Origin of the sequence: Aquitalea sp. FJL05, assembly GCF_003852595.1 — a bacterium.
Taxonomy (GTDB): Bacteria; Pseudomonadota; Gammaproteobacteria; order Burkholderiales; family Chromobacteriaceae; genus Aquitalea; species Aquitalea aquatilis.
The window spans coordinates 26,983-50,782 of sequence record NZ_QAJS01000001.1; the positions used below are offsets into that span (position 1 = coordinate 26,983).

The 23,800-nt window shown below is 61.4% G+C and carries 23 protein-coding genes; 4 read left to right on the forward strand and 19 right to left on the reverse strand.

Annotated features, from left to right (window positions below):
• Positions 1 to 34: 34 nt before the first annotated feature.
• Positions 35 to 793 carry a peptidoglycan editing factor PgeF gene (gene pgeF, locus DBR44_RS00140; protein ID WP_124640854.1) on the reverse strand — a complete coding sequence of 253 codons (759 nt, stop codon included), beginning with the start codon at positions 791 to 793 and terminating at the stop codon, positions 35 to 37.
• The gene (gene rluD, locus DBR44_RS00145) at positions 780 to 1,880 is read right to left on the reverse strand and encodes a 23S rRNA pseudouridine(1911/1915/1917) synthase RluD (protein WP_124640856.1); all 1,101 of its coding nucleotides are present in this window, start codon (positions 1,878 to 1,880) and stop codon (positions 780 to 782) included. Before rluD ends, pgeF begins: the two co-directional genes overlap by 14 nt.
• Between rluD and DBR44_RS00150 the strand changes: the two genes are divergently transcribed.
• Positions 1,879 to 2,670, forward strand: coding sequence for an outer membrane protein assembly factor BamD (locus tag DBR44_RS00150; RefSeq protein ID WP_124640858.1), 792 nt, complete (start codon positions 1,879 to 1,881; stop codon positions 2,668 to 2,670). The two genes, rluD and DBR44_RS00150, sit on opposite strands and share 2 nt — an antisense overlap.
• Positions 2,671 to 2,755: 85 nt before the next feature.
• On the opposite strand, the gene DBR44_RS00155 is transcribed toward DBR44_RS00150, so the two are convergent.
• Positions 2,756 to 3,094: a P-II family nitrogen regulator gene (locus DBR44_RS00155; protein ID WP_103524502.1), complete on the reverse strand. Its 339-nt coding sequence runs from the start codon at positions 3,092 to 3,094 to the stop codon at positions 2,756 to 2,758.
• Positions 3,095 to 3,241: 147 nt separating this feature from the next.
• Between DBR44_RS00155 and purL the strand changes: the two genes are divergently transcribed.
• On the forward strand, positions 3,242 to 7,201 hold the full coding sequence (purL, locus tag DBR44_RS00160; protein ID WP_124640860.1) for a phosphoribosylformylglycinamidine synthase: 3,960 nt from the start codon (positions 3,242 to 3,244) through the stop codon (positions 7,199 to 7,201).
• A 90-nt stretch (positions 7,202 to 7,291) separates the two neighbouring features.
• Here the strand turns inward: purL and DBR44_RS00165 are convergent, their stop codons facing one another.
• The 7 genes from DBR44_RS00165 to DBR44_RS00195 form a co-directional block, all read right to left on the reverse strand.
• Positions 7,292 to 7,729: a cytidine deaminase gene (locus DBR44_RS00165; RefSeq protein WP_124640862.1), complete on the reverse strand. Its 438-nt coding sequence runs from the start codon at positions 7,727 to 7,729 to the stop codon at positions 7,292 to 7,294.
• Between the two features lie 53 nt (positions 7,730 to 7,782).
• Positions 7,783 to 8,688, reverse strand: a complete 906-nt coding sequence (locus DBR44_RS00170; protein ID WP_124640864.1) for a LysR family transcriptional regulator ArgP — start codon at positions 8,686 to 8,688, stop codon at positions 7,783 to 7,785.
• 33 nt (positions 8,689 to 8,721) lie between these two features.
• Positions 8,722 to 9,927: a CynX/NimT family MFS transporter gene (locus DBR44_RS00175; RefSeq protein WP_124640866.1), complete on the reverse strand. Its 1,206-nt coding sequence runs from the start codon at positions 9,925 to 9,927 to the stop codon at positions 8,722 to 8,724.
• Positions 9,924 to 10,820 carry a pirin family protein gene (locus tag DBR44_RS00180; RefSeq protein WP_124640868.1) on the reverse strand — a complete coding sequence of 299 codons (897 nt, stop codon included), beginning with the start codon at positions 10,818 to 10,820 and terminating at the stop codon, positions 9,924 to 9,926. Before DBR44_RS00180 ends, DBR44_RS00175 begins: the two co-directional genes overlap by 4 nt.
• Positions 10,821 to 10,933: 113 nt before the next feature.
• Positions 10,934 to 11,230, reverse strand: a complete 297-nt coding sequence (locus DBR44_RS00185) for a putative quinol monooxygenase (protein WP_158613523.1) — start codon at positions 11,228 to 11,230, stop codon at positions 10,934 to 10,936.
• A gap of 13 nt (positions 11,231 to 11,243) precedes the next feature.
• Entirely contained in the window at positions 11,244 to 11,990 is a 747-nt protein-coding gene (locus DBR44_RS00190) for an SDR family NAD(P)-dependent oxidoreductase (protein ID WP_124640881.1), read from the reverse strand.
• 85 nt (positions 11,991 to 12,075) lie between these two features.
• Positions 12,076 to 12,798: an isochorismatase family protein gene (locus DBR44_RS00195; protein ID WP_124640883.1), complete on the reverse strand. Its 723-nt coding sequence runs from the start codon at positions 12,796 to 12,798 to the stop codon at positions 12,076 to 12,078.
• Between the two features lie 195 nt (positions 12,799 to 12,993).
• On the opposite strand from DBR44_RS00195, the gene DBR44_RS00200 reads away from it, so the two are divergent.
• Positions 12,994 to 13,935 carry a LysR substrate-binding domain-containing protein gene (locus DBR44_RS00200; RefSeq protein WP_124640885.1) on the forward strand — a complete coding sequence of 314 codons (942 nt, stop codon included), beginning with the start codon at positions 12,994 to 12,996 and terminating at the stop codon, positions 13,933 to 13,935.
• A gap of 128 nt (positions 13,936 to 14,063) precedes the next feature.
• Positions 14,064 to 14,687: a LysE/ArgO family amino acid transporter gene (locus DBR44_RS00205; RefSeq protein WP_124640887.1), complete on the forward strand. Its 624-nt coding sequence runs from the start codon at positions 14,064 to 14,066 to the stop codon at positions 14,685 to 14,687.
• A gap of 69 nt (positions 14,688 to 14,756) precedes the next feature.
• Here the strand turns inward: DBR44_RS00205 and prmB are convergent, their stop codons facing one another.
• From prmB to DBR44_RS00250, 9 genes are all read right to left on the reverse strand, one after another.
• On the reverse strand, positions 14,757 to 15,677 hold the full coding sequence (prmB, locus tag DBR44_RS00210; protein ID WP_124640890.1) for a 50S ribosomal protein L3 N(5)-glutamine methyltransferase: 921 nt from the start codon (positions 15,675 to 15,677) through the stop codon (positions 14,757 to 14,759).
• A gap of 136 nt (positions 15,678 to 15,813) precedes the next feature.
• Positions 15,814 to 17,190 carry a phosphomannomutase/phosphoglucomutase gene (locus DBR44_RS00215; RefSeq protein WP_124640892.1) on the reverse strand — a complete coding sequence of 459 codons (1,377 nt, stop codon included), beginning with the start codon at positions 17,188 to 17,190 and terminating at the stop codon, positions 15,814 to 15,816.
• 83 nt (positions 17,191 to 17,273) lie between these two features.
• The gene (trpD, locus tag DBR44_RS00220; RefSeq protein ID WP_124640894.1) at positions 17,274 to 18,302 is read right to left on the reverse strand and encodes an anthranilate phosphoribosyltransferase; all 1,029 of its coding nucleotides are present in this window, start codon (positions 18,300 to 18,302) and stop codon (positions 17,274 to 17,276) included.
• Between the two features lie 90 nt (positions 18,303 to 18,392).
• A complete protein-coding gene (locus DBR44_RS00225; RefSeq protein WP_124640896.1) occupies positions 18,393 to 18,962 on the reverse strand; it encodes an aminodeoxychorismate/anthranilate synthase component II in 570 nt (189 codons plus the stop codon).
• A 284-nt stretch (positions 18,963 to 19,246) separates the two neighbouring features.
• Positions 19,247 to 19,528, reverse strand: coding sequence for a DUF3761 domain-containing protein (locus tag DBR44_RS00230; RefSeq protein WP_124640898.1), 282 nt, complete (start codon positions 19,526 to 19,528; stop codon positions 19,247 to 19,249).
• A 143-nt stretch (positions 19,529 to 19,671) separates the two neighbouring features.
• A complete protein-coding gene (locus DBR44_RS00235; protein WP_124640900.1) occupies positions 19,672 to 20,100 on the reverse strand; it encodes a cupin domain-containing protein in 429 nt (142 codons plus the stop codon).
• A gap of 25 nt (positions 20,101 to 20,125) precedes the next feature.
• The gene (locus DBR44_RS00240) at positions 20,126 to 20,977 is read right to left on the reverse strand and encodes an aldo/keto reductase (RefSeq protein WP_124640902.1); all 852 of its coding nucleotides are present in this window, start codon (positions 20,975 to 20,977) and stop codon (positions 20,126 to 20,128) included.
• Between the two features lie 44 nt (positions 20,978 to 21,021).
• Complete coding sequence (locus tag DBR44_RS00245) at positions 21,022 to 22,452, reverse strand: MFS transporter (protein WP_124640904.1); 1,431 nt, start codon at positions 22,450 to 22,452, stop codon at positions 21,022 to 21,024.
• 70 nt (positions 22,453 to 22,522) lie between these two features.
• The gene (locus DBR44_RS00250) at positions 22,523 to 23,671 is read right to left on the reverse strand and encodes an iron-containing alcohol dehydrogenase (protein WP_199730934.1); all 1,149 of its coding nucleotides are present in this window, start codon (positions 23,669 to 23,671) and stop codon (positions 22,523 to 22,525) included.
• Between the last annotated feature and the right edge of the window lie 129 nt (positions 23,672 to 23,800).

Below are 23,800 nucleotides of genomic sequence, written 5' to 3' on the forward strand. Positions count from 1 at the left end.
AAGTGCAGGGGCTGCCGTTGTCACTGGGGCAGGGTCAGTCTTGTGGCTCTAGCCAGATCAGGCTGGCCATGCGCCCGGTTACCCCGTCGCGGCGATAGGAGAAGAAACGCTCGCGCTCGATGACGGTGCAGAAGTCGCCACCATAGACCCGGCTGACGCCAGCAGCGGCCAGGCGCTGGCGCGCCAGCTGGTAGATGTCGGCCAGATACTTGCCCTCGCCAATATCGGTGAAGGCCGTGGCGGCGGCTGCGTCGCAGGCAATGAAGGCGGCGCGGACTTCTGCGCCAACTTCAAATGCATCCGGGCCGATGGCCGGTCCCAGCCAGGCCATCAGCGTGGCAGGTGCCGCGCCGGTGGCGCTGACAGCAGCTTCCAGCACGCCATCGCACAGCCCGCGCCAGCCAGCATGGGCGGCGGCGACCACGCTGCCGGCGTCGTCACACAGCAAGACCGGCAGGCAGTCTGCTGTCATCACCACGCACACCTTGCCCGGCTGGCGGCTGACGCTGGCGTCGGCATCCAGCAGGGTTTCGCCGATGTCGGCCGCGTCCACCACATTGATGCCATGTACCTGGTTGAGCCAGGCGGGTTCGTCCGGCAGCAGCAGGCGCAGCTGTTCGCGGTTGGCGGCAACGGCTTCCGGCTGGTCTCCCACGTGGGTGCCCAGGTTGAAGCTGTCGTAGGGTGGCTGGCTGACACCACCCTGGCGGGTGGTGAGCAGGGTGCGCACGGCAGCCGGAGCAGGCCAGTCGGCCTGCAGCAGCGGGTTGTTGCCGGCTTCAGTCACGGACATAGATGACCTCGATGTCGCCGTCGTCGTCTTCGTCATCATCGTCCTCGTCTTCGTGCCACTCTTCGGCAAGCGGCGTGGCCTGTTCCATGCGTTCGCCGCTTTCACCACGCAGGGTGTCCAGCAGGAAGCGGAAGTCGTCCGGCAGCGGGGCTTGCCAGCTACGCTCTTCGCCGGTGGCCGGGTGGATCAGCGCCAGCTTGTAGGCATGCAAGGCCTGACGACCAAAGCCTTTCACCACGGCAGCGATGTCTTCGTCCATCTTGTGGCGCGGGTTGCCGTACAGCTGGTCGCCGGCCAGCGGGTGGCGCGCTTCCTTCATGTGTACGCGAATCTGGTGGGTACGACCGGTTTCCAGCTTGCACTCGATATAGGAGTGGGCGTCGTAACGTTCCAGCACCCGCACGTGGGTGATGGCGGTCTTGCCACCAAACTTCAGCACGGCCATGCGCAGGCGGTTGTGCGGATCGCGGCCGATCAGCGTGTTGATGGTGCCGTCGAAGGGGACGATGCCATCGGCAATGGCGCGATAAATGCGCTTGACGCTGCGTGCCTGCATTTGGCGCACCAGCTCGGTTTGCGCCGGCAGGGTCTTGGCGACCACCATCAGGCCGCTGGTATCCTTGTCCAGCCGGTGCACGATGCCGGCGCGCGGCACATGCGCCAGCGACGGGCAGTGGTGCAGCAGGCCGTTGAGCAGGGTGCCGGTCCAGTTGCCGCTGGCCGGATGCACTACCAGGCCGGCCGGTTTGTTCACCACCAGGATGTGTTCATCTTCGTAAACAATGGGCAAATCCATGGCTTCCGGCTGGAAAGCCATTTCTTCATTTGACTGAACAATGGTAACGTCCAGCTTTTCGCCACCCAGCAGTCTGGTTTTCGGGGGGACGACTTTGCCGTCCACCAGAACATGGCCATCCTTGATCCATTGGGTCAGGCGGCTGCGGGAGTAATCGGGGAGGAGTTTGGCAAGAGCTGCGTCGAGGCGTTCGCTACCCAAAGAGAGCGGAACCTCCAGCTGTTGTCGAGCAGATACCTCGTTTTCCGAGATATCGCTATAATCCTCCGAGTCAAAGTAAGGATCGGTCATGAAAAGATACGTTGTAGCAGCAATGTTGGTGATGGGGCTTGCCGGTTGTGCAACCACGGAAACCTACGACGAAACGCGCGGCTGGACCGTGGAAAAGCTCTACTCGGAAGCTCGGGATGAACTGAATAGCGGTAATTATACCCGTGCTGTCAAGCTGTACGAAACGCTGGAAGCGCGCTACCCCTATGGTCGCTACGCCCAGCAGGCCGAAATGGACCTGGCCTATACCCATTACAAGGACAATGAACCGGAGCTGGCGATCGCCGCTGCCGACCGCTTTATCAAGCTGCATCCGGCTCACCCGAATGTGGATTACATGTACTACCTCAAGGGCCTGGTGTATTACAACGACGACCAGGGCATGTTGTCGAAATGGGCTGGTCAGGACATGAGCGAGCGCGACCCCAAGGCCGCCCGCGAATCATTCCTGGCTTTCCGCGAACTGACCAGCCGTTTCCCCGGCAGCAAGTATAGTGCGGATGCGCTGGCAAAGATGGATCGTTTGGTGGATGCGCTGGGCGGCAGTGAAATGCACGTGGCCCGTTACTACATGAAGCGCACCGCCTACCTGGCCGCCGCCAACCGCGCCCAGGGTGTGGTGAAAGAGTATTCCAACACCAAGTATCCGGAAGAAGCGCTGGCGCTGATGGTGACCGCCTACGACAAGCTGGGCATGACTCAGCTCAGCAGCGATGCCAAGCGCGTGCTGGCCCTGAACTACCCCAAGAGCGCCTATCTGTCCCAGCCGTGGACAGTCGAGGAAATGCCTTGGTGGAAGGTGTGGAAATAATTCCCACCATGCAGTCAGCTGAAAAGGCCGCGTTTGCGGCCTTTTTCTTTGCCTGCTGCCAGCCAGGCCGGCAGCAGGGCGCTGATCAAATCGCGTCTTCGTTGGTTTCGCCGGTACGGATGCGCACGACCTGTTCCACCGGGGTGACGAAGATCTTGCCGTCGCCGATCTTGCCGGTGCGGGCGGCGGCCACGATGGATTCGATGGCTCGATCCACCAGGTCATCGGCCAGAATGACTTCCACTTTCACCTTGGGCAGGAAGTCCACCACGTATTCGGCACCGCGATACAGTTCGGTATGGCCCTTCTGGCGGCCAAAGCCTTTGACTTCGGTCACGGTCAGGCCGTTGATGCCGATGTCGGACAAGGCTTCGCGCACTTCGTCCAGTTTGAAGGGTTTGATCACGGCTTCGATTTTTTTCATGCTCGGGTGCTCCTTGCGGTGACTTTATTGTTCCGGAAATGCGCTGTGGACGGTTGATTGCCCGACATTCGCCACAGAATGGCCTTAATGCACGGCCTGTTTTGCTGTATTATGACGCGCTTTCCTGATACTTGTCGCGAGTGTTGCATGTCGACCATTCTCAAGCTGCGGGGCGGTGCCGCCCTGTCCCAGTTTCGTCTTGAAAAACTTCTCGCTGCGGCGGCCGAGGCCGGTTTGCCCGAGATCAGCGTGAAAGCCGAATTCTGGCATTTCGCAGAAAGCGAAAGCCAACTCTCGACCGAACAGCAAGATATTCTGGGCAAGCTGCTCAATTATGGCGAGGCCCCGCATGCGGACGCGCCGCAAGGCGAGCTGTTCCTGGTGACGCCACGACTGGGGACGCTGTCGCCCTGGGCATCCAAGGCCACCGACATCGCCCGCCACTGCGGGCTGGAGCAAGTGCTACGCATCGAACGCGGCACGGCTTACTGGGTTAGCACCGCCGGTGTATCTTTAAGTGAAGAGGCTCGTCAGGTTTTGGCGGGCCTCTTGCACGATCGCATGACCGAAACCGTGTTGTCCGCGCTGGATGACGCTGACAAGCTGTTCGTGCACATGGATCCGCAACCGCTGACCAGCGTGGATATCCTGGGTGGTGGCCGCGCCGCACTGGAAGCAGCCAACCGCACGCTGGGCCTGGCCTTGTCCGAAGACGAAATCGTCTACCTGGTGGAAAATTTCACCCGCATGGGCCGCAATCCCACCGATGTTGAGCTGATGATGTTTGCCCAGGCCAACTCGGAACATTGCCGTCACAAGATTTTCAATGCCCAGTTCGTGATCGATGGCGTAGAGCAGGGCAAGTCGCTGTTCCGCATGATCCGCGATACGCACGATGCGCATCCGGAAGGCACGCTGGTGGCCTACAAGGACAATGCCTCGGTGATCGAGGGTGCCTTCATCGACCGCTTCTATCCGGCTCCGGAAACGGCCGAGTACGGTTTCACCACCGAACCGACCGACATCCTGATGAAGGTGGAAACCCACAATCACCCGACCGCCATTTCGCCTTTCCCCGGTGCTTCCACCGGTTCGGGCGGCGAGATCCGCGACGAAGGCGCTACCGGCCGTGGTTCGCGCCCCAAGGCTGGTCTGACCGGCTTTACCGTGTCCAACCTGAATATCCCGGGCTTTGTGCAGCCGTGGGAAGTGTATGGCGAGCAGCAGGCCGAATACGGCCGCCCCGGTCGTATTGCCTCCGCCCTGCAGATCATGCTGGATGGCCCGATTGGCGGCGCAGCCTTCAATAATGAATTCGGCCGTCCCAACCTGACCGGCTACTTCCGTACCTTTGAAGAAGTGGTGGATGGCGAAGTGCGCGGCTATCACAAGCCGATCATGATTGCCGGTGGTCTGGGCAGCATCCAGCAGCAACAGATTCACAAGAACGAAATCCCGGAAGGCGCTTTGCTGATCCAGCTGGGTGGCCCCAGCCTGCTGATCGGCCTGGGTGGTGGTGCGGCATCCTCGATGGATACCGGTGCCAACAGCGAAAACCTGGACTTCGACTCGGTACAGCGTGGCAACCCGGAAATCGAGCGCCGCTGTCAGGAAGTGATCGACCGTTGCTGGCAGTACGGCAGCAACAACCCCATCGTGTCGATTCACGACGTGGGCGCGGGCGGTCTGTCCAATGCCTTCCCGGAACTGGTGAACGATGCCGGTCGTGGTGCCATCTTCCACCTGCGCAAGGTGCATCTGGAAGAAAAGGGCATGACCCCGATGCAGATCTGGTCCAACGAATCGCAAGAGCGTTACGTGCTGGCCATTCTGCCGCAGGATCTGGAACGCTTCACCGCCATTTGCGAGCGTGAGCGTTGCCCGTTCGCCGTGCTGGGCGTGGCCACCGACGATGGCCATCTGCAGGTGCGCGACGATCACTTCAACAACAATCCGGTAGACATGCCGCTGGAAGTGTTGCTGGGTAAGCCGCCGCGCATGACCCGCGACGTGAAGACCGTGCCGCTGGAATTCCGCGTGTTCGACGCTTCGCGCTTCCCGCTCAAGGAAACCGCCTACCGCGTGCTGCGTAATCCGGCCGTGGCCGACAAGTCTTTCCTGATCACCATCGGCGACCGCTCGGTGGGCGGCATGACCGCGCGTGACCAGATGGTTGGTCCGTGGCAGGTGCCGGTGGCCGACGTAGCCGTCACCACCATGGGCTTCAACAGCCATCGTGGTGAAGCCATGGCCATGGGCGAGCGCACCCCGACCGCGCTGTTCAATGCCGCGGCCTCCGGCCGTATGGCAATTGGTGAATCGCTCACCAATATCGCCGCCAGCTTTGTCAGCCACATCGGCAATATCAAGTTGTCCGCCAACTGGATGGCTGCTGCCGGTCATCCGGGCGAAGAAGTGCGCCTGTACCAAACCGTGGAAGCGGTATCGCAGCTGAGCCAGGACCTGGGCATCAGCATCCCGGTGGGCAAGGACTCGCTGTCGATGAAGACCGTGTGGGAAGAAAACGGTGAGAAGAAGTCGGTGACTGCACCGGTTTCGCTGATCGTGACCGCCTTCTCGCCGGTGGAAGACGTGCGCAAGACGGTGACCCCGCAGCTGCGCAATGAAAAAGACACCGACATCATCCTGGTGGACCTGGGCTATGGCCGCTGCCGCCTGGGTGGTTCCATCTATGGCCAGGTATGGAAGGCAATGGAAGGCCGTGCGCCGGACGTGGAAAGCCCGGCCCAGCTGGCAGCCTTCTTCAATACCGTGCAAAGCCTGCTGCGTGACGACATGCTGCTGGCCTACCATGACCGTTCCGATGGCGGCCTGTTTGCCACGCTGGCGGAAATGATGTTTGCCGGCCATGTGGGCCTGACGGTTGATCTGCAGGAACTGGTGATCGAGCGCAAGAACACCCAGCGCCTGATCGACGATTTCGTGCAGCCGACCCCGGAAGCCGCTACCCATGGCCGCATCATGCGCGTGCTGTTCAACGAGGAACTGGGTGCCGTACTGCAGGTGAAAAAGGCACACACTTCCGAGGTGATTTCCCGCTTCATGGCTGCCGGCATCGGCCGCGAGCTGTTTGTGCTGGGCAAGATCAATAGCAAGGATCGCCTGGTCATCAATCATCATGGCAGCGAGCTGTTCAACGAAAGCCGTATCGATCTGCACAAGGCCTGGAGCGAAACCAGCTATCGCCTGCAACGCATGCGTGACAATCCGGCCTGCGCCGATAGCGAGCATCTGCTGTTGTCCCATGCCAAGTCGGATGGTCTGTTTGCCAAGCTGTCCTTCGATACCGAAGAAAATCCGGCCGCTCCGTTCATCGCCACCGGCGCGCGTCCGCGCATGGCCATCCTGCGCGAGCAGGGTGTGAACGGTCAGCTGGAAATGGGTGCCGCCTTTGACCGCGCCGGTTTCCAGGCAGTCGACGTGCACATGAGCGACATCATCAGCGGTCGCGTATCGCTGGCTGATTTCAAGGGCCTGGCTGCTTGCGGTGGCTTCAGCTATGGCGACGTACTGGGTGCTGGTGAAGGCTGGGCCAAGAGTGTGCTGTTCAACCCGCGTGCCCGCGAGCAGTTCGAAGCCTTCTTCCAGCGCGGCGATACCTTCGCGCTGGGCGTGTGCAATGGCTGCCAGATGATGTCCAATCTGTCCGGCATCATTCCGGGCGCACAGCATTGGCCGAAGTTCCAGCGCAATGCCTCCGAGCAGTTTGAAGCGCGCTTCACCATGGTGGAAGTCACCGAGTCGCCGTCCATCTTCCTGGCCGATATGGTGGGTAGCCAGCTGCCGGTGGTGGTCAGCCATGGCGAAGGCCGTGCCGTGTTTGCCCCGGGTGCACAGGATGGCGTGATCACTGCGCTGCGCTATGTTGATTTCGATGGCCGCGCCACCGAAACCTATCCGCTCAACCCCAACGGCTCGCCGGCCGGTATTACTGGTGTCACCACCGCTGATGGTCGCTTCACCATCATGATGCCGCACCCGGAACGCGTGTTCCGCACCGTGCAGAACAGCTGGCACCCGGATAACTGGGGCGAGAACGGCGCCTGGTTCCGCATGTTTGCCTCGGCACGTCGCTGGGTGGGCTAAGCAGTTCGGCAGCAAAACAAAACGGAAGCCCATGGGCTTCCGTTTTTTTATGTGCGTTGCGCGAGAACAAGCCGGGCAGGCTGTCGGCAGCTAGCAAGAACTGGCCGCATCGCTCAGGTTGTTTGGGCCAAAGGCATGGGGCAGCAAGACATCCAGCGTGGTGTCGATGCACTCGCTGCCATCGCAAATGCAGCGTACCAGCATGCCAGGGCCAAATTCGTTTAGTACCTGACGGCAAGCGCCGCAGGGTGAAGTAGGGGTGGCGGTGGGGGTGTAGACGCAGACCGCCACAATCTCCTGCAGATCGTGTAATACACGGGCCGAATAGATGGCGGTGCGCTCGGCGCAGTTGGCCAGGCCATAGCTGGCGTTTTCCACATTGCAGCCGGGGTGGATCTGCCCCTGTGCATCCAGGATGGCGGCACCGACGGCGAAGCGGCTGTAGGGCACATAGGCGCGGCGGGCTGCCGTGCGCGCGGCTTGTTCAAGCGCGGCCCACTGGGCCGGGGTGGGGGTGTGCTGCGGCATGTTTTCTGATCCTGAAGCAGGGCGCGTGATCTTGCCCCCGCTGCTGGCCGCTGTCAACGCTCGGGCAGCTGCTGACGTAATACCTGCTGCGCCCAGCCCAGCAGGGCGGTACTCAGATCGCCAGCCAGCGAAGACTCCACCCGCCAGTGATGCCAGTACAAGGGCAGGTCGACATACTGGCCGGGCAGCAAATCCAGCAGGCGGCCACTCTCCAGGTCATCGTCTATCATCAGCTCCGGCAGCAGGCTGTAGGCCAGCCCCAGCCGGGTTGCCTGTACGAAACCCTGTGGCGTGGGCAGGGTGATGTGGGGCGTGCTGCCGTCATAGCCGGCCACCTGGCGCAGAAACTGGCTGTGCAGATCATCCTTGCCACTGAAAATGATGGCCGGTGCCTGCGCCAGTGCCGCGTGAGTAAAACCGTCGGCAAAGTAGCGAGTGGCAAAGTCCGGCGTGGCCAGGCACAGATAGCGCATGCAGCCGAGGAAATGGCATTCGCCACCTTGTATTGGCGTATCCCGGGTGCCGATGCAGCCGGCGACATGGCCGCTGCGCATTAGCTCGTGGGTGTAGTCCTGGTCATCCATCATCACGTCGAACAGCAAGCGGCGGCGCTGCATGAGTGCTTGCACGGCTGGCAGAAACCAGGTGGCGAGGCTGTCGGCATTCACTCCCACGGCCAGCGTGGTGAAGTCGCTTTGCTCGCCATCCGGCAGCAGGGTGTTGAGCAGCTCACCTTCCATCAGGCTGAGCTGGCGGAAGTGTTGCAGCAGCAGGCGGCCTGCGGTGGTGGGGGCCGGTGGGCTGGTGCGGGTGAGCACCGGCTGCCCCAGGTTTTCTTCCAGCTGACGTATGCGTTGGGAAATGGCCGACTGGGTCAGAAACAGCTTGCGTGCCGCCTTGTCGAAGCCGCCGCTGTCCACCACGGCGGACAGGGCTTCCAGTTGTTTCGGGTCGAGCACGGCAGGCTCCGGCGATGACAGAAGAAAGCCATGCTAATGGCTGCGTGGCCGCATGGCAAACAGCATGGCGGCGAGCAGGGCACCCGCCAGAAACAGCCAGCGCGCCACGCTCCAGTCGGTGGAGCCGGCTACCATGGCTGCCAGCAGCAAGGGGCCGAGTAACTGGCCGAGATTGGCCAGTTGCACGAAGTAGCCTTGCAGAATGGCCAGCTGCACTGGTCCACGGCTTAGCCCGTGGGCAGAAGACAAGGCCGCCGGCGGTACCGCGCCACCACAGAAGGAGAGCGCCAGACAAAGCAGATAAGCCCTATCCGGCGACAGGCCGGGCCAGAAGGCAAGCAGGCCGCTCAGCCCCATCAGCCCCAGTGCCGCGCAAATCAGCGTATCGCGCCCCATGCCACGACGCAGCAGCCAGGCTCCGGCGAGGTTGCCGGGGATATTCGCCACCACGGCCAGCGCCGACAGCAGGGCGATGCGACTGGCGCTCAGCTCTGGCCGGCCATGCAACATCGAGGGCAACCACACAAACACTGCCCATAGCATCAGGGTATACAGCATGAAAGCGAGGCCATAACGCCACACAGCGGGCTGGCGCAGCACGGCGAATGGCGCTGCCTGCGCATCTGTATGGGTGGCGCTGTGCAAGCTGCGCTGGCGGAAGGCCGGTTTGCACGCCAGCAGCAATAGCAAAGCCAGCAATTGCAGCGCCATGCCGGCCAGCCAGGCTAGTCGCCAGCCGCCAACTTGTGCCAGCGCGGGTGTCAGCAGCATGCCGATGGCCGCCCCCAGCGGCAGATTCACCGCCCACAGGCTGAGTGCCAGCCGCTTGTCCCGCTCGCTGGCCAGGCTGACGATCATGCTGGGCATGGCCACCGATACCAGCAAGAAGCCGATGCCTTCGATCACCCGCGATACCAGCATCATGTCCAGCCCGCCTGCCGGCAGGGCCAGTCCGCCGCCCAGCAGCAACAGCAGCAGGCCGATGACGCCGGCTTGCAGGGCATTCCAGCGTGCCAGCAGCAAGCCCATGAACAGGCTGAGCACAATGGCGAGGCTATTGAAAGCCGAGGCGATCCAGCCGCCTTGCACCAGATTCAGCCCCAGCTCATGCCGCAGCAGGCCAAGTACCGCCGGCACCTTGCCCAGACAGAAGGCCCCGGCAGCCCCGGCGAAAATGGCAATCAGCAAGGCCGGCCAGTGGGTGGCCGGTGCTGTTGCAGGCTGGGCCGGCGTCGTCATGCGGGCTGCCGGCTGTTGTGCAGCCAGTCGTCGCTCAACTGGCCGAATTCGCCGCGCTGGTAAGCGTGGATACGGTCGTTGATTTCCTCGGCGCTATTCATCACGAAGGGCCCGTGCTTGACCAGTGGCTCCTTCAGCGCCGGGCCGGACAGCAAGACAAAATGGCAGCCCTCGGCAGCGTATAGCTGTAGTTCGGCCCCTTGCGCTGCCGTGGCATCCAGGCCAATGCCAACTGCGCTCCCCGCGGGGATGTCAGCCGTTTGTCCTGCTGCCTGTAGCTGTAAGGGACCGCTGATGGCGTAGAGCATGGCATTCCAGCCCGGCTCCAGCACATGGGCGAAGCGCTGGCCGGGATCAACAAAACCATCCAGCAAGGTAAAGGCTTCCGGCAGCGCTGCCGTGTGGGCGGCATGGATGCCGTTGCTGCTGCCGGCGGCAACGCGTACCCGCATGCCGGGGGCGTGGTATTCCGGGATGTCTGTCGGCTCGGCATGCACGGCAAATGGCGCCTGCATTTTCTTGCTGGCCGGCAGATTGACGAAAATCTGCAATGCATGCACGTGCGGGTTGATGCCTTCCGGCTGTTCGGTATGCACGGCGCCGCGTCCTGCGGCCAGCCAGTGCAGGGCTCCCGGTACGATAGGCCCCTGATTGCCCATGGAGTCATAATTGACATGCGGGCTGGCTGCGTCTTCGAACATATAGGTGACGGCGGAAATGCCGGCGTGGGGGTGGGGTTCGAAGGTAGTGGCGGTCATGTGGAAGTGATCCACCATCACCACCGGGTCGATCAGCCCGTGGAACATCTGTTCGCCAAAATGCTGGGCCTGGAAGCCACTGCCGATGGTGAGCGGCTGGCCGTGGACCGGTGCGGAAATCTTCAATTGCGTCATCTTGCGGGTATCCTGATTGCCGCCGGGCCAAGCGGCCGCAGCGTTGTTGAGAGCGGCTAACTAAAAGCGTGCTGCGGTTTTGGCCACGGGAACACGCATTTTTGTTAGCCACGCTAAAGTGGTAGGGGCTGCCAGTGCCGCAGCTGCCGTTCTGCCGCAAACATGGTGTGCACCTTGGCGAAATAGGGCTGGTAGTAAGCGCGCTGCAACTGCACCTCTTCCAGATGACGGCGGCTGCTCCAGCCTTCCAGCAGCAGGATGCGGCAGGGGTCGTCGTCATCCTGGAAGATCTCGAAGCGCAGGCAGTCTGCCTCTTGCTGCAGAATGAAACGGCTGAACTGCTGTAGTTCTAGCAGGAAATCCGCCACACATTCCGGTTTGATGGTGAGTTCAACCGTCAATACATGCATGTCAGCTGCTGCATTACAGGGCATCGGTCAGGCCGCCATCGGTCAGCAGGGTGCGGCCGGTTATCCAGCGCGCGTCTTCACTGGCCAGGAATGCCACCACGTCGGCGATGTCTTGCGGTTGCGCCACCCGGCCCAACGGTGTGCCATTGGCCACGGCTTCGCGGCGGGCCAGCGGTGTGGCTGCGGTCATGTCGGTTTCGGTCATCGCCGGTGCCACTGCATTGACGGTAATGCCACGCGGCCCCAGTTCCAGTGCATAGGCGTGGGTCAGTACCGAGACGGCCGCCTTGCTGGCCGAGTAAATGGCCGTGCCGATGCGCGGTGAGTAAATCAGGTTGCTGGACAGGTTGACTATGCGTCCGCCTTGCTCCGGGAAAAACGGCAGGGCATGACGGGTCATCAGCAGCATGCTGCCCATATTGCCGTCGAAAACACGGGCAATATGCTCGGCATCGACGTCGGCCAGACTGCGACCTTCGAACACGCCGGCATTGTTGATCAGGATGTCGATGCGGCCAAAGCGTGTGGCAATGGCGGATAGCACATCGCGCACGGCCGCTTCCTGGCTGACATCGGCTGCATAGGCTGCCGCCTTGCCACCCTGGCTGATGATGTCGGCAACGACATGCTCGGCCTGCTGCTGATTGCTGCGATAAACAATCACCACCTGCGCGCCCTGGCTGGCCAGCTTGCGGGCAATGGCTGCGCCAATACCACGCGAACCGCCGGTGATCACGGCCACCTTGTCTGCTTGTTTCATGATGAATCTGCTCTGTCTGGCTTGATGGAAGGCTGTTTGCAGCCAGCGCCGCCATGTGGGCGCTGGCTGTGCTCACTGCTGCGGCTTACTTCTTGGTGAAGCCGCTTTGCATCTGCCATACCAGGGTGGCAAACGGCATGTCCAGATCGCCGTAGACATCATGCGCCTTGGGGTCGACGTTGCTACGCAGCATTTCCACCGCTACCGTGGCATAGTCGGTGACCGGGATGCCGGCACCCAGCAGGCGTTGCAGGCCGGCAGTGCGCTTGGCTTCATTGAAGGTACCGGAAGCATCCAGTACGACACGGGTGTCATAGCCAGCGGCCTTGGCCGACAGTGCCGGGAAACTGGCACAGATTTCCAGCGACACGCCGGCGACGATGATTTGCTTGCGGCCGGTTTTTTCAATGGCAGCGCGGACTTTCGGGTCTTCCCAGGCATTGATCACGGTACGGCTGATGACTTGTACACCCGGCAGGGCTGCGGTCAGTTCCGGCATGGTCGGACCCCACATGCCGTCCGGCATGGTGGCAGTCACGATAACCGGTACGCCCAGGGTGCGCGCGGCCTTGGCCAGTGCCACGACGTTGTGCTTCAGATCGCCAACCGTGGTATCACGCACACCGCTGATCAGGCCGACCTGATGGTCAACCAGCAGCAATACGGCATTGTCACGCGACAGCATGCTGAGGTTGGCGTTTTGCTGAGCGGCTGCCGTAGTGGCAGCGGCGGCCGGCAGGGAGACGCTGGCAGCGGACAGGGTGGCGAGGCCGACCAGGGTGGCGGTGAGCAGTTGACGGATTTTCATGGCTTGGTCCTTTGCGTTGTGGTTGAAGCAATCTGGCCATGCCCCCGTTGCCTGGTTTGGGTAGGGACTGTACGAAAGGCTTGATTGCGTGGAGGTATTATGGACAAAGCACTCAGGATTAAAATATAGGAAAAATCGTATTTATCGTTCCGCTGGTGGAACGATAATCTGCAGACTGTCTGCAAGGAAATACCCATGATTCCGCTCGCGCTTGATTTGAATGATCTGTTTCTGTTCTCCCAGGTAGTACAGCGCCAGGGCTTCAGCGCAGCCGCCCGTACCCTGGGCCTGCCCAAGTCGCGTATTTCGCGCCGGGTCAGCCTGCTGGAGGAGCGGCTGGAAACACGCCTGCTGCAGCGTAACTCGCGCAGTCTGCGGCTGACCGATGCTGGCGAGGCACTGTATGCCCACTGCCTGGCCATGCTGGCCGAGGCGCAGGCGGGTGAGGCTGCCGTGCGCCAGCGCCAGCAGGAGCCCAGTGGCCAGGTGCGGCTGAGCGTGCCGATTGCCATTGCCGATGCCGTGTTGTCGCGCTTGCTGCCCGACTTCATGCAGCGCTATCCCAAGGTGAAATTGTCGGTGCAGGCCAGCAACCGCCAGGTGGACTTGCTGGAAGAGGGGGTGGATGTGGTGGTGCGCGGTGTCGGTTTCGAACAGGCATCTTCCAGCCTGGTGCAAGTCAGCCTGTGTACGGCGCAGTGGGGTCTGCTGGCCACGCCGGCCTGGCTGGCGCAAGCGGGGGATGTTCTATGGCCGCAACAGCTGGAGGGGTGTGGCAGCCTGCAGTTTGGCCCGCTGGATGGTGGCACTGATGTCTTGCTGTTGCGTCACGAATCTGGCAGCTACCAGGATGTGCGCGTGAATGTGCTACTGCGCAGCGACAATGTACAAACGCTGAAGCAGGCGGTACTGGCTGGACTGGGGGTAGCCGGGCTGCCGCTGTATAGCTGCGCGGAAGAGTTGGCCGATGGGCGCTTGCAGTTGCTGCTGCCACAGTGGCGGCCCAAAGATGGGCGGCTGGTGATGCTGTATCCGACGCGCCGTGGTTTGTCACCGGCGGTGCGGGTGTTGATTGATTTCTTCAAGAGCCAGTTGCCGGGCTTGCTGGAATATCGCGCCTGCCAGGGCGAGGACTAAAATCAGAATTTCTTATCGTGTATAAAAATTATTAGCTTAACTTCTATTCAAATTGACTTTAAGCTACGCGCCTATTCATGGCTCGCTTTGCCACCTGGCAGCGCTGCCGCTTGTATGGCGAGAAAATCATGTTCAACTTGAATGTCTATCTGGCTGCGCTGGGGCTGTCCACCAGCCAGATCGTGGGTATCGGCCCGCAAAACGCCTTCATCATCCGGCAGGGGATTGGTCGCAGCCATATCCTGCCCATCGTGCTGATCTGCATTGTGGCGGATGTGCTGCTGATCAGCTGTGGTGTGCTGGGCATGGGCAAGATCATCGGTGCCATTCCCGGTTTCGTGCAGACCGTGGCCTGGTTGGGTGCGGCTTTTCTGTTGTGGCTGGGTTTCAAGTCCTTCCGCGCAGCCGCTCACCCCGGCGCGCTCAAGCTGGAAGGGTCGGTGGAGCGTGACCGCAAACGCGCCATTCGTACCATCTTGCTGGTGACGCTGCTCAATCCCTATGTCTGGCTGGATACCGTGATACTGATCGGCAGCGTGGCATCGGTATACGGTAGCCTGGCTGCGCCTTCTTTCATTCTGGGCAGCATCACGGCGTCGGTGCTGTGGTTTGCCGGTATCGGTTTTTTTGCTGGCAAGCTGGCGCCTTTTTTCCAGAAGGAAAGCAGCTGGCGCGTGCTTGACTGCGCCATTGGCCTGATCATGCTGTTTACCAGCAGCCTGCTGCTGTGGAACTACGGTTTCAGCCACTAGCAGGTCGGTGGGTATATATGAAAAAAGCCGGACAATTGTCCGGCTTTTGCTATTGGAGCGGGCGCTGCCTTATTCGGCAGCCTCATCCAGTGCCAGGCCGTTGACCAGGTCTTCGCGGGTCAGCAAGAAGACAAAGCCATCACCGCTGGCGGTTTCCATCCACATGAAGGGCAGGTTGGGGAAGCATTCTTCCAGCATCTCGCGGTTGTGGCCGATTTCCACCAGCAGCACGCCTTGCTCAGTCAGCAGATCCGGTGCGCGGCGCAGGATTTCGCGGGTGGCATCCAGGCCGTCTTCGCCGGAGCCCAGCGCGATTTCCGGCTCGTGCAGGTATTCCTGCGGCAGCGCGTCCACCGATTCGGCATCCACATAGGGCGGGTTGGCGATGATCAGGTCGTAGGGTTCTTCCAGCCCTTCGCACAGATCGCTGTGGATCAGCTGGATCTGCTCTTCCAGGCCGTAGTTCTGCACATTGATGGCCGCCACTTCCAGCGCATCCAGCGAAATGTCGACGGCGTCGATTTCGGCATCCGGGTAGTGATGCGCCAGCTGGATGGCCAGGCAGCCCGAGCCGGTACACAAGTCCAGTGCGCGGTGCACCAGTTCCGGATGTTCGATCCACGGCTGCAGCGGCTCGCCCAGCAGCTCGTAGATGAAGGAGCGCGGCACCAGCACGCGTTCGTCCACATAGAAGCTGAACTCGCCCTGCCAGGCTTCGTGCGTGAGGTAGGCCACCGGCACTTTTTCTTCGGCCCGGCGTTCGATCAGGTCGATGATGTCCTTGACTTCAGTGGGTAGCAGGCGTGCGTCCAGATAGGGTTCCAGCCGGTCGATTGGCAGCTTCAGCATAGTCAGAATCAGGTAGGCGGCTTCATCGTGGGCGTTGTCGGTGCCGTGGCCATAGGTCAGGCCGGCCTGATTGAAACGCGACACCGCAAAACGCAGCAGATCGCGCACGGTGGTAAAGCTGCTGGCAGCCTGGGCGTACATGCTCATCCTTTCGGGACAGGGGGCCGCGATGGGCCATCCCTTGTCAATAATGACAGGGGACATGGCCTGCCATGTCCCCTGTGGTCTGGTTCGGCCGCCATTATAGGGCAAGCGGCCGCTACTGCACTATTTCCGTTCAGAACGGCAGTTTGGCATCCGTTGCGGTGGCCAGTACGCGGCGGAAGTCGGCCTTGATGCGTTCCAGTGCTTCGGCATTATCCGCTTCGAAACGCAGCACGATAACCGGGGTGGTGTTGGAGGCGCGCGCCAGGCCGAAACCGTCGGCATACTCCACGCGCAGGCCGTCCAGGGTGTTGATTTCCTCGGCACCGTCAAAGCTGGCAGTCTGTTGCAACTTGGCGATCAGGGCGTGGTTTTCGCCCTCGGCCTGCATTTTCAGGTTGAGTTCCGGTGTGGAAATGGCATTGGGCAGGGCATTGAGCACGGCGCTGGGGTCTTCTACCCGCGACAATACTTCCAGCAGGCGCACGCCGGCATACATGCCGTCGTCAAAGCCATACCAGCGCTCCTTGAAGAACACATGGCCGCTCATTTCGCCGGCGAGCAGCGCGCCGGTTTCCTTGATCTTGGCCTTGATGAAACTGTGACCGGTACGGGCCATCACCGGCTCGCCACCGTTTTCCAGAATCCACGGTTTGAGCAGACGGGTGGATTTGACGTCGTAAATCACCTTGGCCTTGGGGTTGCGCTCCAGCACGTCGGCAGCAAACAGCATCAGCTGGCGGTCTGGCCAGATGATATTGCCTTCCTTGGTGACCACGCCCAGGCGGTCGCCGTCACCATCAAAAGCCAGGCCCAGCTCGGAATCGGTCTTGGCCAGCGCTTCGATCACGTCCTGCAGGTTTTCCGGTTTGGCCGGGTCCGGGTGGTGATTGGGGAAGGTGCCATCCACGGTGCAGAACAGCTCGCGCACGCGGCAGCCCAGGCGACGGAACAGCACGGGGGCAAAGTCACCGGCGATGCCATTGCCGCAATCCACCACGATGTTCATATTGCGTTCCAGCTTGATATCACTGGTGATGCGCGTCAGGTAGGCCTCGGTAATGTTATGGGTGCTGTAGTTGCCGGCACCTGTAGCCAGCTTGCCGCTCTTGATGCGTTGATACAGCGCCTGGATGTCTTCGCCGGCCAGGGTGTCGCCGGCCAGCATCATCTTGAAACCGTTGTAGTCCGGTGGGTTGTGGCTGCCGGTCACCATGACGCCAGACAGCGTGCCCAGTTCGTAAGCTGCAAAATACAGCATGGGCGTGGCCACACGGCCGACATCGATGACATCCACCCCGGCGGCACGGATGCCATTGGCCAGTGCATCGCTCAGATCGGGGCCAGACAGGCGGCCATCACGGCCAATGACGATGGCCTTGACCTTGCGTGCCACGGCTTCCGAGCCGATGGCATGGCCGATTTGCTGGGCGGCTTCCACTGTCAGCGTCTTGCCGACAATGCCGCGAATATCGTAAGCCTTGAAAATGTCTTGGGATGGTGTGCGCATGATGGTAGGCAATATCTCGAGAAGCAGGAATCAGTGGTAAAACCGTCCGGCCACAGCGGGTGGCCGGACGTGCAAAAACGGGGTTACGCAGCCAGTGACTGGCTCAGCGCTATCAGTTGCTGCAGCTTGGCGCGCGCCTGGCCGCTGGCCAGTACTTCACGCGCCAGCGCAATGCCTTCCGGCAGCGTGGCGCAAATGTCGGCAGTATAAATCGCTGCGCCGGCATTGAGCAGGACGATGTCCCGCGCCGGGCCAGGCTGGTTGTCCAGTACCGACAGCAGGATGTCGCGTGAAGCGGTGGCGCTGGTGGCCTGGATGTCCTTGAGTTCGAAGAAGCTGAAACCCAGTTCGCGCGGGTCCAGGATGTATTCCTCGATCTGGCCGTCTTTCAGTTCGGCCACCATGGTGCGGTCGCTGAGGGTGATTTCATCCAGCCCGTCCAGACCGTGCACGATCATCACATGCTTGCTGCCCAGCTGCTTCAGCACCCGCGACTGGATGCCGACCAGGTCGGGGTGGAACACGCCCATGATCTGGTGATCGGCATTGGCCGGGTTGGTCAGCGGTCCCAGGATATTGAAGATGGTGCGCGCGCCCAGTTCCTTGCGGATGGGGGCAACATGCTTCATCGCACTGTGGTGATTGGGGGCGAACATGAAGCCGACGCCGATCTCATCGATGCAGCGGGCCACTTGTTCGGGGCTGAGCGCCAGATTGACACCCAGCAGTTCCAGCACGTCGGCGCTCCCCGAGCTGGACGACACCGAACGCCCGCCATGCTTGGCTACGCGCGCACCGGCGGCCGCCACGACAAAGGCCGATGTGGTGGAGATATTAAAGGTGTGGCTCTTGTCGCCACCGGTGCCGCAGGTATCGATCAGGTGCTCGCGCAGCTGTACCGGCACTGGCGTGGCAAACTCGCGCATCACCGTGGCGGCCGCAGCGATTTCCGACACGCTTTCCACCTTGGTGCGCAGACCAATCAAAATGGCAGCCGTCTGGGCCGAAGTCAGTTCGCCGCGCATGATCTGGCGCATCAGATCCAGCATTTCGTCAAAAAACAGTTCGTTGCCGTCAATCAGTCGGTTGAGGGCGGCCTGGGGGGTCAGCATGATGAAGGTCCTTGAATCTCGGGCGGGGCTGTCGTGGCAGCACGGCAAAGCAGGCCCCGACCGTGACAGGCGGGGCCGTCAGTCATTCGCTCAGGCGAATTCCTTGAGGAAGTTGTCCAGCATGCGGTGGCCATGCTCGGTCAGGATGGACTCGGGATGGAACTGCACGCCCTCGATGGGCAGGGTTTTGTGGCGCACACCCATGATTTCGCCGTCGTCGGTCCAGGCGGTGATTTCCAGGCAATCCGGCAGTGTTTCGCGCTCGATCACCAGCGAGTGATAACGGGTGCAGCTCACCGGATTGGGCAGGTCACGGAACATGCCGATATTGTGATGGTGCACCGGCGACACCTTGCCATGCATCAGTTGCTTGGCGTGAATGATATTGCCGCCAAAGGCCTGGCCGATACCCTGATGGCCCAGGCACACCCCCATGATGGGCAGCTTGCCGGCAAAGTGCTTGATGGCCGCTACCGAAATCCCGGCCTCGTTCGGCGTGCAGGGGCCGGGGGAAATCACCAGATACTGCGGCTGCAAGGCTTCGATTTCTTCCAGGGTGATTTCATCATTGCGAAACACCTTTACCTCTTGTTGCAGCTCGCCGAAATACTGCACCAGGTTGTAGGTAAAAGAGTCGTAGTTGTCGATCATCAGCAGCATGATTTCGTAAACCCTTGAATTTGCTGGAACATATTGACTTGCCAGCTATTTGCTACCCCCTTTGCCGCTCCAAATTGCTTTTATTGGGGCCGGGCAAGCGGGCAGGTGAATAAGATGGGCTTTACTATACCGGAACCGGGTTTGCTGTGCAGCCCATGCAAACCCGCCTGATCCTGACCAGGCAAGCACACGGTCCGCTGCAGGCTTCCATTCGGATCAGCCTCTGGCTGGTATCGAAGCGCCATGAGCACGGCCATTGCTGGCAGTCGTTCACCCCAAGCAGGCTACCTCAGCCACTCACTCACCCCGCCGTGGCGGGAGCAGGTGCCACGGTGATGCTGGCTGAAGCTATAGCTGCCATCGCGGCATTTGGCGGTGGCACCCTGTGGAGCCTGGCCGGATTTGCTGTGGGCCGGGCGGTGTACGGTGTTGCCATCGTTGTTGGTGTAGCTGCCGTGCTCGATCAGCTGGGTATCGTCTGGCTGATAGCCGCCGGGAGGCGGGGCTTTGGCATACAGGGTTTGGCAGGCGAGGATGGCAAGCAGAAATAGGACAGCGCGTTTCATGATGGCTTGTTCAGTGAAATGGCCAGTCATGACATACAAGTATTATCATGCGCCATATACTCCCAAAGAGTGCCTCGCGTCTATCGCCTTCAAGGCCAGGGTCGTGCATTGAATGCAAGCCTGGCCTTGGGCGTGTCTGCCATTTAGCTGGCGTATTGCGCGTCACTCACTTTTTCCAGCCAGTTCGCCACACTACCTTGTTGCTGTTCCTGAATGGCGATATGACTCATGGCGGTGGTGGGGGCGGCGCCGTGCCAGTGTTTGGTGTTCGCCGGAATGCTCACCACGTCGCCGGGGCGGATTTCCTGTACTGGCCCACCCCACTGCTGCACGCGGCCGCAGCCCGCGGTGACAATTAGCGTCTGCCCCAGCGGGTGGGTGTGCCAGTCGGTACGCGCAGCCGCTTCAAACGTGACCAGCGCGCCGGAGCCGGCTGCGGGGTGGCGCACGGCAAACAAGGGGTCGACGCGCACGCAGCCGGTGAACCACTCCGCCGGGCCGCGGTAGGAATCTTGCGTGCCGGCGCGGCTTACCGTGACGGCGTCGGTGCTGGGAAGTGTTGGCTCTGTCATGTGATGTTCTTTCTGGATGTCGGTATCAGGTGGGGCGATGTGCTTCGTACAGCCACTTCACCATGGCCGGGTCTCTATGGTCGAAAAATGCACTGCTGGCGGTATCGAGCGTAGCGATGCTGGCCATGTCGTCGGCAGTCAAGGCGAAATCGGTGATGGCGAAGTTTTCCGCCATGCGCTCTGGCCGCACTGATTTGGGAATGGCCACCACGCCGCGCTGTAGCAGCCAGCGCAATACCACCTGGGCTACCGTGCGCTCATGACGGCTGGCGATGGCTTGCAGCAGCGCATGGCCAAACAAGTTGTTGCGACCCTCGGCGAATGGCCCCCAGGATTCAAGCTGTATGCCCAGTTGCTGCAGGAAGGCTGCGCTGGCGGTTTGCTGGAAGAAAGGGTGGGTTTCCAGCTGGTTTACCGCCGGAACAATCTTGTTGCGCATGACCAGATCCATCACCCGGTCCGGGTGGAAGTTACTGACGCCAATGGCGCGGATACGGCCGGCGCGGTACAGCTCTTCCATTGCGCGCCACGAGCCGTGCACATCGCCATAGGGCTGGTGGATCAGATAGAGGTCGAGGTAATCCAGCTGCAGTCGCGCCAATGAGCGCTCGAAGGCCTGCAAGGTCTGTTCGTAGCCGCTGTCGTGCAGCCACAGCTTGCTGGTGATGAACAGTTGCTCGCGCGGGATGGCGCTGGCGGCGAGGGCGCGGCCAACAGCGGTCTCATTGCCATAGGAGGCTGCGGTGTCGATAAGGCGGTAACCGGTGCGCAGTGCGGCGGCCACGCAGGCCTCGCACTCGGCCAGATCGCTCATCTGGAACACCCCAAAGCCCTGCAAGGGCATCTGGATGCCGTTGTTCAGTGTGGTTGTCTGCATATTGCCATTCCTTTTCTGATGTTATTTGCGGATTTTCTGTATGTTCAGGCTGTTTGCGCCGCGGCCTTGTACGCCGTGTCCGGGCGCGCAGCGTCGAAGTCGAAGCGGATGTAGCGCAGCGATACCAGCAAGGCCACGCACAGGAACAGCGCAGCCGTATACAGGACGTGGCCGGTGTGCAATGCCATGCCGGCAGCGTCGTACACGGCGGCATGGCCGGCGGAATACACCACAACCAGAATGGCCAGCCCCAGGGTTGCGCCAATCTGGTGGGCTACGTTCAGCACCCCGGACGCCGCGCCCGCGTGGTGTTGCTCCACCCCGGCCACTCCCGCCACCGTCAGCGGTGCCAGCACCCAGCCCTGCCCAAAACCGACCAGCAACATCGGCACCAGCACGCCGCTCAGGTAAGACGCTTGCGTAGCCGCCAGCCCCTGCCACAGCACCCCGGTAACACACAGCGCGAGGCCGGTCAGCAACACGCGACGGTGGCCAAAGCGCCGTACCACCGCAGGAACAGATAGCGAGGTCGCCAGCTGGGGCAGGGTGACCGGCACGAAGGCAAGCCCGGCCAGCATGGGTGAGAAGCCCAGCACGCCTTGCAGGTATTGCGCGGTAAAGAACCAGAAGCCCACCATGCCGCACAGGAAAAGCAGCCGTGCGACATAGGCGGCATTACGTTGCGGATTGCGCAGCAGTGCCAGCGGCAGTAGCGCTTGTTGTGCGTGTGACTCAATCCACAAAAATGCCCCAAGCAGCGGTAACCCAATGGCGATGCTGGCCCAGGTCAGCGGCGAGGCCCAGCCGGATTCCGCCGCCTCGACGATGCCGAATACCAGCGCGCACATGCCCAGGGTGGAGGTCAGCGCACCGGCCATGTCGAAGCGCCCGGTCTGCCGCGGCGTTTCGTGGATATGGCGCACGCTGCCGGCGATCAGTGCCGCACCAATTGGCAGGTTGATGAAGAAGCCGGCGCGCCAGGAGATGAGATCGGCCAGCAGCCCGCCCAGTACCAGCCCCACCGTGGCACCAATGCCCGCGGCAGCTGCGTACAGCGAGAGCGCCCGGGTGCGTGCGTGGCCCTCCTCGAAATGGGTGGAAATCAGCGCCAGGGTCGAAGGTGCCAGCACGGCAGCACCGAGGCCCTGCACCGCACGAAAGCTGATCATCCAGGCCGGTGTACTTGCTGCGCCAATGGCCAGTGAAGCGAGGGTGAAGATGGCCAGGCCGGTGATGAACATGCGCCGCCGGCCAAGGATGTCGCCGGCGCGTGCCCCCAGCAGCAGAAAGCCGCCAAAGGTCAGGGTATAGGCATTCTGTATCCAGGACAGGCCGGCCGGGGTGAAACCAAGGGCCGCCTGGATGCGTGGCAGACCGGTGAGCACGATGGAGATGTCGATCACCAGCATCAGGTAGCTGACCATGATGATGGTCAGCACCATGCCGCGATCCGGCGGGCGAGAAGCAGGGGTCATGCTTGGTTCACTCCCGGGCTTTGCCCTATGGTGGTATGGCTCAACTCGACATGCAGCAGTAATGGTTTTCTCATCGTGCCAGCTTCAGTATTTCGACCACTACTTCGCGGGTATAGATATCGGCAATGCCGAACCATTGGGCATTGCCCAATACCACGTCGGTAATGGCTGGCACATCGGCCTCGGTGATGCCCAGTTGTGACAAGCGCGTTGGGGTGCCGATCTTGTCGAACCAGGCTTCCAGGGCGGCAATGCCTTGCTGCGCAGTGTCAACGCCGAATACATGCTTGGCGAAGCGCTGGAACTGCGCCGGGTTGCGACCGTGATACCACTTCATCCAGGCTGGCATGATCACTGACAGACCCGCGCCGTGTGGCACGTTGAACAGTGCCGACAGTGCGTGCTCGATCATGTGGTTCGGGTAGTTGAAACCGGCGGTGCCGGCGTAGAGCAGGCCATTGAGCGCCTGGGTGGCGGCCCAGGCAAACTCGGCGCGTGCTGGGTAATCGGCCGGGTTGTCCAGCAGGGTTTCGGTGGTGTCGATCACGGTGTTGACGATGGATTCCACCATGCGCGAGTGCAGCGTGGGCTGTACCGTGGCGGTGAAATAGCCTTCGATGCAGTGCGCAATGATGTCGGCGGCCGAGTAGACCAGGTAATCGCGTGACACGGTCTGCATCAGGGCCGGGTTGACGATGGATACCCGCGGGAAGGTATGCACCGACTGGATGGCAAACTTTTCCTTGGTGTCCTCATTGGTCACCACGGCACCGCTATTCATCTCGCTGCCGGTGGCCGCCAGGGTGAGGATGGAAAACACCGGCAATGCCGCATTGATCGTGGCCTTGCCGATGAACAGATCCCATACCTCGCCGGGGTAAGCCACGCCGGCGGCAATGGCCTTGCTGCTGTCCAGCACCGAGCCGCCGCCGACGCTCAGCACCGCGCCCACCTGATGGCCACGCGCCAGGGCAATGCCATCGCGCACTTTCGACAGCAGCGGGTTGCTGACAATGCCGCCAAATTCGACGAATTCGATGCCGTGCCCGGCCAGGCTTTTGCTTACGGTCTGGAACAGACCATCGCGCTTGATGCGCTCGCTACCAAAGCACAGCAGCACCTTATTGATGCCGTGTTCTGCCAGATGCTGGCCGATCAGTTGTTCCTTGTCTGTGCCGAAGTCGATCTTGGTGGGATTGAAGAAAGTAAAGTTGTCCATGCGTATTCTCCGCAGCCGTTGCGGCCGGTGGTCTTGATGGACGTCACTTTAATTTCCTGGAAAACATTAAACTAGCGCATGATTATTTGAATAATCTACAACTTTTTAATGTTAATTCACCGGCAGGAT